Genomic DNA, 12737 nt, shown 5'->3' with positions numbered 1-12737 from the left:
CTGCCCGCCGGGGAGCTCCGTCAGCTGCCCGCCGGGCGCCAGTTCCGGGCCCGGCCGCGCGGGATCACCACCGCGCCCGCCGCCACCAGGAGCACCAGGCCGCCGCCCACGCCCGCCACCACCAGCGCGCGGGTGCGGGGCGCCGCCGGCGGCGAGGGCGGGAACTCCGCCCTCTGCGGCTTGGGCGCCGCGCCCTTGGCGTCCGTCAGTACGGCCGTCAGCGCGGCGTACGGGTCCAGCCGGGGCGGCACGGCCGGGTACGCCGACTCCGTCAGCCGGCGCGAGACCTCGGCGGCCTTCAACCGCGGGTAGCGCGCGCGAACCTGAGCCGCCGCACCCGCGACGTGCGCGGCGGCGAACGAGGCGCCGGAACCGATGAAATGGCCCGAGCCCCTGGGGCCGATGCTCACCACCGCGTCGCCGGGCGCCGCCAGGTCCACCCCGGTCACCGGCGGCGCGTTCGTGGGCCGCCCGCCGTCCGGGCCGTAGTCCGTCACGGCCAGCGCGCCCGGTGCCGCCGCGGGCCAGTACCAGGGCGCCGGCTCCGCGTCCCTCGCCAGCGCGTCCGGCGCCGCCGGGGCCACCACCAGCGCGTCCTTGGAGCTCGCGTACCGGACCGCGTCCGTCAGCTGCGCCTTGCCGCCGGCCAGCGCCACGGCGACGTAGATCACCCGGGCGCCCTCGTCCGCCGCCCGGCGTATCCCGTCGGCGACCTGGCCCGCCGTGGTCGCGCCCCGCTCGTCCGTGCCCCGCACGGCCAGGATCCGGGCCTGCGGCGCCAGACCCTCCGGGCCACCGTCGTCCCCGGGCGCCGCCGCGATCAGACCGGCCGCGAAGGTGCCGTGCCCGACGCAGTCCGTACCGGCCGCCCCGAGCGCGGTCACCCGTCCCGACAGCGCGGGCGCCTCCTGGGCCACCCCCGTGTCCACCACCGCGACCGTCACCCCGTCGCCCTGGGAGAGCGGCCGGGCCCGGGACGCCCCCAGGGCCCTCAGGGTCCAGGGCTCGGCCTTGGCCGTCTTGCCGGAGACCGGCACGCAGGGGTCGTCCTCCGCCAGCACGGACCGCACGACGGGCAGCCCCACGGAATCCGCCGCGGCGGAGGCGACGGGCACGGCCCCCGCGGCGCCCAGCGCGGTCGGGGCAACGGCGGTCAGGAAGGCGGCGGCCACAGCCGAGGCCCGGGGGCGGCGGCGGGAACGAACTCGGGCACGGGGCATGGCGCGCATGATAGGCGCCGTCCGTCACGGTGCGGGGAGCGGGACGCACCAGGCGGCACGAGGGGCCGTCCAGCGGGGGCAGGCCCCGTACACCCGCACGGCCCCGGCGGATCCGGCCCGAACTCGGCTGTCCCTCCTGGAACATCGACGGACCGGTCCCGTAGCCTTCACCGCGTGCGCACAGCCGTACGTACCCGGACGCGAACCGGTTCCCGGCCGGCCTCCCGGGTGGGAGAGTCACACGGCGGCGGCACCACAGCGAGGAGGATCGAGCGTGTCACGGCAGTTGCTCAGGGTCGGGTCGGCAGAGCCGGACAGCTTCCGGACGATCGGTGATGCGCTGGACAAGGCACGCACGGGTGCGGTGATCCGGGTCCACCCCGGTCGCTACCCGGAGAACCTCATGGTCAGGACACGGGTCACCATCGTCGCCGACGGCGAGCCGGGCAGCGTCGAGATCTGCCCGCGCCGGGGCACCGCGGTGGTCCTCGTCGCCGATGCCGTCATGCTCACCGACCTGACGCTGCGCGGCGGGAGCGAGGACCTGCCGGCGGTCGACGTACCGCGCGGCCAGGTCGCGATGGACGGCTGCACGGTCATCGGCTCCGGCTGGACGGCCGTCCTGGCCCGCGAGTCGGGCTCGCTCGCCATGCGCGACTGCCGGGTCAGCAACCCGAAGGGCGCCGGAGTCGTGGACTCCGCGCCGACCGGCAGCGTCATCGCCGGCTGCCTCATCGAGAACCTCGGCACCTCCGGCGTGGTCATCGGCGCGGAGGCGCGAACGACCGTACGGGACTGCCGGATCCGCGACGCCCGCGCCAACGGTGTGCTGACCTCCGACGAGGCGCAGGGACTGGTGGAGGACTGCGACATCTCCGGCACGGACAAGCCGTCCATCGCGCTGGAGGGCCGCAGCGGCACCCGGGTCGTGCGCACCTTCGTGCACGACACCTCCGTCGGCGTCTACATCACCAGTTCCGCCCGCCCCGTCCTGGAGCACGTCACCGTGTCCGACACCTCGGGCCCCGGCATCATGCTGGCCGCGAGCGCCGACCCCGAGTTCCTGAACTGCCGCACCTCACGCACCCAGGGCAGCGGTCTCGCCGTCACGGAGCGCTCCCGGGGCACCTTCCAGGACTGCGAGTTCGACACCGCCGCCGCGCCCGCCATCCGCGTGATCAATTCCAGCGCCCCCGCCCTGACCGGCTGCGCGGTGCGCGACTGCGCGGACCCGAACGGAGCCGTACTGCTGGAGGAGGACTCGACGGCGGAGTTCGACGACCTGCTGATCGCGGACGCGGCCGGCGCCGGCATCCGGATACTCACCGGCGCCAACCCGCTGCTGCGCCGCGCGCGGATCACCTCGCCCGGCGGCCACGGCGTCGAGGTGGACGAGAACGGGCGCGGCCGCCTGGAGCACTGCGAGATCGACCGGGCGGGCGGCGCCGCGCTACGGATCGCCTCCGGCGGCAACCCCGAGATCCTCGACACGGTCATGCGGGCGGCGGCCGACACCACCGTGTCCGTCGGCGCGCAGGGGCGGGGCGCCCTGCGGGACTGCCGCATCGAGTCCGCCTCGGCCGGCGGCATCACGGTGGACAACGACGGCGAACTCACCGTGCTGCGCGCCCACATCACCGACTGCGGCGCCCACGGCGTCCTGCTCAACAACGGCTCGCGCGCCACGCTCACCTCCTCCCAGGTCATCGGCAGCATCGGTGACGGCATCCGGATCGACAGCGCCGAGCCGGTCGCCGTGACCGGCTGCACCGTCCGCGACAACCGCGGCGCGGGTCTCAGGCAGACGCGGGTGAACGAACGGCTCACGGTCGAGGACCTGAACAGCACCGGCAACGTCGCCCCCGACGCCTGGGGCGACACCCTCCCGCCGGACACCGTGAGCGGCGGCGCCGGGGAAACCACCAAGGAGCCCAAGGGCCCCCTGGAGGAGCTGGATTCGCTCGTCGGCCTCGCCGAGGTCAAGAGCCAGGTGCGCACGCTCGTCAACCTGAACCAGCTCAACCAGCGCCGCGCCCAGCTCGGCATGCCCGTCGCCCAGATGAGCCGCCACCTGGTCTTCTCCGGACCGCCCGGCACCGGTAAGACCACGGTGGCCCGGCTGTACGGCGGCATCCTGGCGGAGCTGGGCGTCCTGCGCTCCGGACACCTGGTGGAGGTCTCCCGCGCCGATCTGGTCGCGCAGGTCATCGGTGGTACGGCCATCAAGACGACCGAGGCGTTCAACGAGGCGCTCGGCGGTGTGCTGTTCATCGACGAGGCGTACACGCTGCTGTCCGACGGCAAGGGATCCGGCGCCGACTTCGGCCGGGAGGCCGTCGACACCCTGCTGAAACTGATGGAGGACCACCGTGACGACGTGGCCGTCATCGTCGCCGGCTACACGCAGGAGATGGCCGCCTTCCTCTCCTCCAACCCGGGCCTGGCCTCCCGCTTCCCCCGCACCATCGAGTTCGCCAACTACGCGGTCGGCGAGCTGGTGACGATCACCGAGAGCCTGTGCGCGTCCCACCGCTACGAGCTGGACCCGCGGACCCTGGACGCCCTCGCCTCGCACTACGAGCGGATGCCGCGCGACGCGTCGTTCGGAAACGGCCGCGCCGCGCGGCGGGTGTTCGAGGAGATGGTGGACCGGCAGGCGTTCCGGCTGAGCTCCATGAGGAACCCGGCGGAGAGCGACCTGACACTCCTGCTGCCGGAAGACGTGGCGGTGAGCGCCGGAGCCCCGGCGGACGACGGTCCGGGCTCCGAGGAACTGCTCGCCCGGCTCCACGCCATGATCGGCCTGACGGCGGTCAAGAACGAGGTGACCGCCCTGGTCAACCTGCTCAGCGCGACCAGACAGCGCCGGGCCGCGGGGCTGCCCACCCCGAAGATCAGCCAGCACCTCATCTTCTCCGGCCCGCCCGGTACCGGAAAGACCACCATCGCGCGGCTCTACGCCGACCTGCTGCGCTCCCTGGGCGTCCTGCCCAGGGGCCAGCTCGTCGAGGTGGCCCGCGCCGACCTGGTGGGCCGCTATGTCGGGCACACGGCGCAGCTCACCAAGGAGGCGTTCGAAAGTGCCCTGGGCGGTGTGCTGTTCATCGACGAGGCGTACGCCCTCACACCGGAGGGCGCGACGTCCGACTTCGGCCGGGAGGCCGTCGACACGCTGCTGAAGCTGATGGAGGACCACCGCGACGAGGTCGTCGTCATCGCCGCCGGCTACACCCGTGAGATGCGCCGCTTCCTCGACTCCAACCCGGGTCTGGCCTCGCGGTTCTCGCGGACGGTGGAGTTCGAGAACTACTCCACGGACGAGCTGCTGGAGATCCTGTCCAAGCAGGCCGGCGGCTACGGCTACGACTGCTCCCCGGAGGCGATCACGGCACTGCGCGGCTACGTGGACTCCCTGCCGCGCGATCCCTCCTTCGGCAACGCGCGCGCGGCCCGGCAGATCCTGGAGTCGATGATGACCCGGCAGGCGGGCCGGATCGGCTCGATGTCCGCACCGAGCCTGGACGACCTGCGCATGCTGCTGCCCCAGGACCTGCCGCCGGAGACGGCCGGCACCCGGCGCTGACCGGTCGGGGCGCCGCGAGACGCCCGCGTGCTCGTGCTACCGCTCGGGTCGGGGGGAGCGGCATCGGGGGGACAAGCCGCTCCCTCCTCCCTCCCCCCGATGAGAATGAGTGATCGGAAACACCAGGTGGATACGGCCATTCGTGCGGATAGACTCGCCCGACCGCGCAGGGGATCGAAGGGGAGTCAGGGGCCGATGGTGCAAGCGAAGAAGATCGCTCTCTACTTGATAGTCGTCTTCGTGCTCTACACGATCATCACGTCCCCGGCGCGGGCCGCAGATCTCGTCCAAGTAGGCTTCGAGGGCGTTTCGAGTGCCGCGCAGAGCGTCGGTGACTTCATGTCCGAGCTCGTGAATTAGGAGTACCCCCATGATCCGCCATCTGGTCCTGTTCAAGCTGAACGATGGCGTCGAGCGCGACGAACCACGGGTCGTCGCGGGGGCCAGGGCCTTCCAGGAGCTGGCGGACAAGGTCCCCGGGCTGGAGTTCTGGGAGTGCGCCTGGAACATCACGGACCGGCCGATCGCGTACGACTTCGCCATCAACTCCGCCGTCGCCGACGAGGCCGCGCTGAAGAGCTACATCGAGCATCCGGCCCACCAGGCGGCCGCCGGTCAGTGGCGTGAATTCGCCAGCTGGGTGATCGCCGACTACCCGTTCTGACCTCTTCGGCCCTGCGAGCCCCTCACCACAGCGGTGAGGGGCTTTTCTTTGTGTTTAAACCGATTCGAGGTCAACACGGTCAACACGGCGCAATAGGGTGCTTGCACATAGTGGACATGTCTTGTGATGCTATGACCGCTTTTGACGGATGAGTTGACCGAAGTTGACCGCAAAGGGGTGGCGTCACCGTGCCGGCCAGTACAGCGCCTCAAGTGCCTCCCCAGACCGCCCAGCCGCCGCAGACCGCCCAGCAGCCTCCACAGCAACAGCAACAGCAACAGCAACAGCAGCCATCGCAGCAGGGGCCACAGCAGGGGCCGCAGCAGGCCGTGCAGACGATCGAGACCGAGACGCCCGACGACACCGCCACCCCCGCCAGGACCCGGGGCGCGGACACCAGGGCGCTCACCCAGGTCCTCTTCGGGCAGCTCAAGGGGCTGGAGCCGGGCACCGCGGAGCACGGCCGGGTCCGGACGGCACTGATCGAGGCGAACCTCCCCCTCGTGCGGTACGCCGCGGCGCGGTTCCGGAGCCGCAACGAGCCGATGGAGGACGTCGTCCAGGTCGGCACGATCGGCCTGATCAACGCCATCGACCGGTTCGACCCCGAACGGGGCGTCCAGTTCCCGACCTTCGCGATGCCGACCGTGGTCGGCGAGATCAAGCGGTACTTCCGGGACAACGTGCGGACCGTCCACGTACCGCGCCGGCTGCACGAGCTCTGGGTCCAGGTCACCGGCGCCACCGAGGACCTGACGACGGCTCACGGCCGCTCGCCCACCACCGCGGAGATCGCCGCCCGGCTGAAGATCTCCGAGGACGAGGTACTGGCCTGCATCGAGGCGGGCCGCTCGTACCACGCGACCTCGCTGGAAGCGGCCCAGGAGGGCGACGGACTGCCCGGACTGCTGGACCGGCTCGGCTACGAGGACCCGGCCCTGGCCGGCGTCGAGCACCGCGATCTGGTCCGGCACCTGCTCGTACAGCTGCCCGAACGCGAGCAGCGGATCCTGCTGCTGCGCTACTACAGCAATCTGACGCAGTCCCAGATCAGCGCGGAACTGGGCGTCTCACAGATGCATGTGTCAAGGCTTCTCGCCAGAAGTTTCGCCCGACTGCGATCCGCAAACAGGATCGAGGCGTAACCGGAACGGGTAGAACGCTCCTTGAGTATTCCCCCCGGATGACATGCGGCATATCCCTTGTTAACTGCACAGACTCACCCAAGACTTGTCGACAAGTCACTACAGCGCGTTGCCGACATGTGACATTCTGCGGGAACCGCGTTTGCCGCCGCCTCGCTTCCGGTATTCAGGTGGAGGCTGCGTTCCTCCGATGGTCGCGGCCACCGCGACCGTCCGCGACCTCAAGGGGGTGGCATGTCCGCAGAACAGGGCAGCTCGAAGGTGCTCACGCTCACCAAGAGCGCACCCGCACCCGTTGTGCTCACCAGCTCGTCGGAAGCCATCGACACCCGTACGCTGTCCCGCTCACTGTTCGTGCGGCTCGCCGCACTGGGTCCCGCACCGGGGCCAGATGGAACGGACAGCCCGGAGCGGGCCTATGTGCGGGACACGCTCATCGAGCTCAACCTGCCGCTGGTGCGTTACGCCGCGGCGCGGTTCCGCAGCCGCAACGAACCCATGGAGGACATCGTCCAGGTCGGCACGATCGGCCTGATCAAGGCGATCGACCGGTTCGACTGCGAACGCGGCGTGGAGTTCCCGACGTTCGCGATGCCGACCGTCGTGGGCGAGATCAAACGCTTCTTCCGGGACACCTCCTGGTCCGTGCGGGTGCCCCGCCGGCTCCAGGAGCTGCGCCTCGCCCTCACCAAGACCAGCGACGAGCTCGCCCAGAAGCTCGACCGCTCTCCGACCGTGCCGGAGCTGGCCAAGGCGCTCGGGGTCTCCGAGGAGGATGTCGTCGACGGCCTGGCCGTCGGCAACGCCTACACCGCCTCCTCGCTGGACTCGCCCTCACCCGAGGACGACGGCGGCGAGGGCTCGCTGGCCGACCGGCTGGGATACGAGGACTCGGCGCTCGAAGGTGTCGAGTACCGCGAGTCCCTCAAGCCGCTGCTGGCCAAACTCCCGCCCAGGGAACGGCAGATCATCATGCTGCGGTTCTTCGCCAACATGACCCAGTCGCAGATCGGCGAGGAGGTCGGCATCTCGCAGATGCACGTCTCGCGCCTGCTGACCCGCACGCTCGCCCAGCTCAGGGAGGGGCTCATCGCCGACTGATCGCGTGCAGCCGCGCACGGGTTCCGATTTGACGGGTCGTCAGCCACACTGGCGGCATGCGACGTCAGACATCCGGCCCGCACGGCCGCCGGGGCACCATGATCGCCGCCTCGGCGGCCGTGCTGTGCCTGGGCGGAACCCTGGCAGGCTGCGGCGACGGAACGGGCGGCGGCGACGGCTACACGGCGGTCGGCGCGGCACAGGCGGACCCCGGCAGGACCCCCTCGGGGGCGGTGGCGCCCTCGGGGAAGGTCACGCTGGTCCCGCTGGACGGGGACGGGCACGGGGGCGGTGACGGGGCCGGCAGCGGCGGTGGAGCCGGGAGAGCCGGGGACGCCTCCGCCTCGCCCGGCACCTCGGCCGCGGAGCGGGGTACGGCGGGCGCGGGTGGCTCCGGTGGCGGGCGGCCCGGTACGCCGGGCCACGGGGCGGACGGCAGCAGTGGCGGAGGCGGGGGCGGGGGCGGCCCTGCGGGCGGCGCCCCGTCAAGCGGCACCAACGGCGCCGGAAAATCCGGAAGTTCCGGGTCCGGAGGCTCTGATTCCGGAGGTTCCGGTTCCGGAGGTTCCGGAGGTTCCGGCGGTTCCGGCGGCTCCGGTTCCGGCGGCTCGGGAGGCCCTGGAGGCTCGGGTGGCCCTGGAGGCTCCACCGCCCCCGCGACCCCGTCCGCGCCCGGCTCCACCGCCCCCGCAGGGCCGGCCGTGCTGAAGGTGGGCGCGCCCGGCCGGGCGGCGGCGGACAAGCGCTGGTGCGAGAAGGTCACGGTGGAGTTCCGCAACACCGGTGGATCGCCGGTGCGTTCGGGCACCGTCACCTTCGCGACGCACATCATCGGCGGGCTGGGCATCGACTGGGCGACCCGGGAATCGACAGCGCCGCTGCCCGCGCCGATCGACGCGGGAGCGGCGCGGAAGAAGACGTACACCGTCTGTGTGGACGACTGGCGGGTGCCCCTGGGCATGCATGTCGAGACCCGGGACGTCACCGCCGTCTGGAAGTAGCGGAAGCGACGGAACGGAAGTGACGGACTGGGATCGGCGGACGGGGACGGAGTGGCCGGGGGCCGGTCAGCCGAGCGCGAGCCAGGCGACCGCGCCGAGGACGATGATCACCGCGACGACCGCGGCGATCAGTCCGGTCCTCGGTCCGGACGACACGGCCGCGGGCTGCTGCCGGCGCTGCGGCTCGCCCTCGTCGACGAAGGCGCGGAACATCTGCGTGTTGCCTGCCGGGTCGCTTGTGCCCTCGGGACCCTGCGGGGCGTGGGGGTTGTGTGCCATGTCGCAGGACCCTAGCGAACTCGGCGCGGGCGCCCAACCCCCGGGGCGTTGAAGGCGCGAGGGCGCAGCGGGGCAAACCGTGCGGAAGTGCGGGAGGAGGGCGGGGAGAGCGGCGGGCGACGGGCGGGGATCGCACGGGTGTGCGGTGCGGAATCCGCCGGACCGCAAGGCCCCCATCCCCGCCCCCGCATCGGTCCGGGCCCCCGATCCGACGGCCAACACCGCTGCCTCTCAAGCCACTTGGGGATCACGGCCGCCGCCGCCCGCCCGTCCTCCCGTATATACGCGCGAGGGGCGGTCACGCACCGCGCGCGGGCGGGGCGGTATCGCCGCACAGCCGTACCCGTCCGGCGGGAATCCGGACTCCGGACCGACTCACGGATGCCCCGGGTGTGGCAGGAGACACATCCACCACTTACACACCGCAGACGCTGGGGCTTTGACTTCACCCCTACCGAGCCTTTTGCGTTCCTTTACTTATGCAAGCCCTATTTCGTTTGCCTGCAGCAACCAACGGCTTCTATGGTTGCCCTAAGCAACAAGATGACCGGTGTGATGATGTCTGGGGGTCCCGTGGCAGCGCGGAGTCAGTACGAAGAACTGGCCCGGCAGCTGAGCGCCATCGGCGCCGTGAAACGAGGGCTCGCGCGCATCCTGCCGGCCGAATGCCCTGCGGGCTCCGCAGCCGTACTGGCTCTGCTGAGCCGGCACGGCGAAATGCGGATCAGCAGTCTGGCCGAACTGCTCGACGTGGATATGTCGGTTACCAGCCGGCATGTCGCCCACGTAGCGGAGCACGGCTGGATCGAACGGTCCCCGGACCCGGCGGACAAGCGTTCCCGGATCCTGCGGCTGACCCCCGCGGGCGAGGACGTGCTCTCGGACCTGAACTGCCGGTCCACCGAAATGTTCGCCCAGCACCTCCAGGACTGGTCCGACGAAGAGGTCGGGCAGCTCAACACGTTGTTGGCCCGGCTGCGCGACAGTTTCTCCTGTCGCGGCTCCGGCGGGTGCGCCCCCGGAAGGCACAGCGGCGACTGCCGCACCCGGCCGGCCGACAGCGACGACGGCTCGTACACCCGTACACCCGTGTAACAGAAGCAAAGACAAGGATTTAAATGGCTACGACCACACCAACCGGTGTGCGGGGCGGCCACGCCAAGCACGGAGGGAACGATTCCTCCGACGGCACGCCGATGACACACCGGCAGATCATGGAAGCGCTCACCGGGCTGCTGCTCGGCATGTTCGTCGCGATTCTGTCGTCCACCGTCGTCTCCAACGCCCTGCCGGAGATCATCTCCGACCTCGGCGGCAGCCAGAGCTCGTACACCTGGGTCGTCACGGCCTCGCTGCTGGCCATGACGGCGACCACCCCCCTGTGGGGCAAGCTGTCCGACCTGTTCAGCAAGAAGCTGCTGGTCCAGATAGCCCTGATCATCTACGTCCTCGGCTCGGTCGTCGCCGGTCTCTCGACCAGCAGCGGCATGCTGATCGCCTGCCGTGTCGTGCAGGGCATCGGCGTCGGCGGTCTCTCCGCCCTCGCCCAGATCGTGATGGCCGCGATGATCGCCCCGCGCGAGCGCGGTCGCTACAGCGGCTACCTCGGCGCGGTCTTCGCCGTCGCCACCGTCGGCGGCCCGCTGCTCGGCGGTGTCATCACCGACACCAGCTGGATGGGCTGGCGCTGGTGCTTCTACGTCGGCGTGCCGTTCGCGGTCATCGCCCTCATCGTGCTCCAGAAGACCCTGAAGCTCCCGGTCGTCAAGCGCGAGGTCAAGGTCGACTGGACCGGAGCCTTCTTCATCAGCTCCGCCGTCTCCCTGCTGCTCCTCTGGGTGACCTTCGCGGGCGACAAGTACGACTGGATGTCCTGGCAGACCGGCGTGATGCTGGCCGGCTCCCTGGTCCTCGCGCTGCTCTTCGTCTTCACCGAGTCCCGGGCCAGTGAGCCGATCATCCCGCTGCGGCTGTTCCGCAACCGCACCATCACGCTCGCCTCGCTGGCGTCGCTGTTCGTCGGTATCGGGATGTTCGCCGGCACCGTCTTCTTCAGCCAGTACTTCCAGTTGGCACGCGGCAAGTCGCCGACGATGTCCGGTGTGATGACGATCCCGATGATCACGGGTCTCTTCCTCTCCTCGACCCTCTCGGGCCAGATCATCACCAAGACGGGCCGCTGGAAGGTCTGGCTGGTCAGCGGTGGCTTCCTGCTCACCGCCGGTCTCGGGATGCTCGGCACGATCCGGTACGACACCACGTACTGGCACATCGCGATCTTCATGTTCGTGATGGGTCTCGGCATCGGCATGATGATGCAGAACCTGGTGCTCGCCACCCAGAACCAGGTCGACCCCAAGGACCTCGGTTCGGCCAGCTCCGTCGTCACGTTCTTCCGTTCCCTCGGTGGTGCCATCGGTGTCTCGGCACTGGGCGCCGTGCTGGCGAACCGCGTCACGCACTACGTCAAGGACGGCCTCACCGACCTCGGTCCCCAGGGCGCGTCCATGGGCACCGGCGGCGGGGGCATCCCCAACCTGGACGCGCTCCCCGCGCCGCTCCGTACGGTCGTCGAGGCCGCCTACGGACACGGCGTCGGTGACGTCTTCCTCTACGCGGCTCCGGCCGCACTGCTCGCCTTCCTGATCACGATCTTCATCAAGGAGGTCGCGCTGCGGACGAACGCGGGGAAGGACGCCCCGGCCCCGGCCGAGGCAGCCCCGGTCGAGGCGGCTCCGGTCGACGCGGCGGTCCTCGCCGGCGTCCCGTCCGGTTCCGCCGCGCTGGTCTCCGAGGTCTCCGAGGGAACGGCCGGGGTCACCTCGGTCGACACCCTCCAGTCCGCTCCGGTGGCGACCGTGCAGGGCACCGCGGTACGCGGTGTGGTGCGCGGCGCCGAGGGCGCGCCCGTCGGGCACGCCGCCGTCACGCTGATCTCGCTGGGCGGCCGGCAGCTGGGCATCTCGGCCGCGCAGGCCGACGGCTCCTACGGTCTGGACGCCCCGGGCGCCGGCTCGTACGTACTGATCGCGTCCGCCGACGGCTTCCAGCCGCAGGCGTCCACCGTGGTCGTCGGCGAGGAGCCGCTCTCGTACGACATCCTGCTCGCCGGTACGAGCGGGCTGGCCGGAACCGTGCGGGCCGCCGAGGGCGGTACGCCGGTCGAGGGCGCCATGATCATCGTGACCGATGTCCGCGGCGACGTGCTGGCCACCGGCAAGTCCGGCGAGGCCGGCGAGTTCACCTTCGGTGAGCTGGTCCCCGGTTCGGTGACCGTCGCGGTGAACGCGGCCGGGTTCCGCCCGATGGCGCTGCCCGTGGAGGTCGGCGGCCAGGGTGTCACCCGGGTCGACGCCGCACTGCGGGCCGGTGCGCTGGTCCAGGGCGTCGTGCGGGCCGGCTCTGCTCTGCGGCCGCTGCCGGACGCCCGCGTCACGCTGATCGACGCGGCGGGCAACGTGATCGCCAACTCGACGACCGGGGAGGACGGGGCGTACGCCTTCACCGACCTGGACGCGGGCGAGTACTCGGTCATCGCGACCGGCTACCCGCCGGTGGCGGGCGCCCTGACCGTGGCCGGTCACGGGGTCGACGGCCACGACATCGAGCTCGCCCACCCGGGCGAGTAATCAGTCCGGGTACGGACAGGCAAGACCCTGGCAGGACGGCGCTTCTAGCGGAGAGGCTGTCCGGGCCAGTGGAAATGGGCCCCGGTGGCGGGGACGGCAGGCAGGGGACGGCCTG

Annotated in this window: 10 protein-coding genes; 8 read left to right on the top strand and 2 right to left on the bottom strand. The window is 71.2% G+C overall.

Annotated elements, in window-relative coordinates; genetic code table 11:
- Nucleotides 1–20 precede the first annotated feature (20 nt).
- The gene (locus tag ACZ601_RS20445) at nucleotides 21–1229 is read right to left on the bottom strand and encodes a S8 family serine peptidase (protein ID WP_469539847.1); all 1209 of its coding nucleotides are present in this window, start codon (nucleotides 1227–1229) and stop codon (nucleotides 21–23) included.
- A 265-nt stretch (nucleotides 1230–1494) separates the two neighbouring features.
- Here ACZ601_RS20445 and ACZ601_RS20440 point away from each other — a divergent pair, with 265 nt between their 5' ends.
- From ACZ601_RS20440 to ACZ601_RS20415, 6 genes are all read left to right on the top strand, one after another.
- A complete protein-coding gene (locus tag ACZ601_RS20440) occupies nucleotides 1495–4803 on the top strand; it encodes a right-handed parallel beta-helix repeat-containing protein (RefSeq protein ID WP_469539845.1) in 3309 nt (1102 codons plus the stop codon).
- Between the two features lie 195 nt (nucleotides 4804–4998).
- A complete protein-coding gene (locus ACZ601_RS20435) occupies nucleotides 4999–5163 on the top strand; it encodes a hypothetical protein (protein WP_199884435.1) in 165 nt (54 codons plus the stop codon).
- 10 nt (nucleotides 5164–5173) lie between these two features.
- Nucleotides 5174–5467 (top strand): Dabb family protein, encoded by a 294-nt coding sequence (locus ACZ601_RS20430; protein ID WP_401925880.1) that lies wholly within the window; start codon nucleotides 5174–5176, stop codon nucleotides 5465–5467.
- Between the two features lie 329 nt (nucleotides 5468–5796).
- On the top strand, nucleotides 5797–6612 hold the full coding sequence (locus tag ACZ601_RS20425) for an RNA polymerase sigma factor SigF (protein ID WP_242436734.1): 816 nt from the start codon (nucleotides 5797–5799) through the stop codon (nucleotides 6610–6612).
- Nucleotides 6613–6846: 234 nt separating this feature from the next.
- On the top strand, nucleotides 6847–7713 hold the full coding sequence (locus tag ACZ601_RS20420) for an RNA polymerase sigma factor SigF (protein WP_024489092.1): 867 nt from the start codon (nucleotides 6847–6849) through the stop codon (nucleotides 7711–7713).
- 56 nt (nucleotides 7714–7769) lie between these two features.
- Nucleotides 7770–8714 carry a hypothetical protein gene (locus ACZ601_RS20415; RefSeq protein ID WP_469539840.1) on the top strand — a complete coding sequence of 315 codons (945 nt, stop codon included), beginning with the start codon at nucleotides 7770–7772 and terminating at the stop codon, nucleotides 8712–8714.
- Nucleotides 8715–8780: 66 nt separating this feature from the next.
- Here the strand turns inward: ACZ601_RS20415 and ACZ601_RS20410 are convergent, their stop codons facing one another.
- The gene (locus ACZ601_RS20410) at nucleotides 8781–8993 is read right to left on the bottom strand and encodes a hypothetical protein (RefSeq protein ID WP_123460542.1); all 213 of its coding nucleotides are present in this window, start codon (nucleotides 8991–8993) and stop codon (nucleotides 8781–8783) included.
- Nucleotides 8994–9566: 573 nt separating this feature from the next.
- Between ACZ601_RS20410 and ACZ601_RS20405 the strand changes: the two genes are divergently transcribed.
- Both ACZ601_RS20405 and ACZ601_RS20400 read left to right on the top strand, forming a co-directional pair.
- Nucleotides 9567–10088 carry a MarR family winged helix-turn-helix transcriptional regulator gene (locus ACZ601_RS20405; protein ID WP_469539835.1) on the top strand — a complete coding sequence of 174 codons (522 nt, stop codon included), beginning with the start codon at nucleotides 9567–9569 and terminating at the stop codon, nucleotides 10086–10088.
- A 101-nt stretch (nucleotides 10089–10189) separates the two neighbouring features.
- Nucleotides 10190–12622 (top strand): MFS transporter, encoded by a 2433-nt coding sequence (locus ACZ601_RS20400; RefSeq protein ID WP_469540078.1) that lies wholly within the window; start codon nucleotides 10190–10192, stop codon nucleotides 12620–12622.
- The last annotated feature ends 115 nt before the right edge of the window (nucleotides 12623–12737 follow it).

This window comes from Streptomyces sp. NPDC104307 (genome assembly GCF_055584045.1).
Note: the sequence above shows the minus strand (reverse complement) of the source record. Positions and strands in the feature narration are given on the sequence as shown.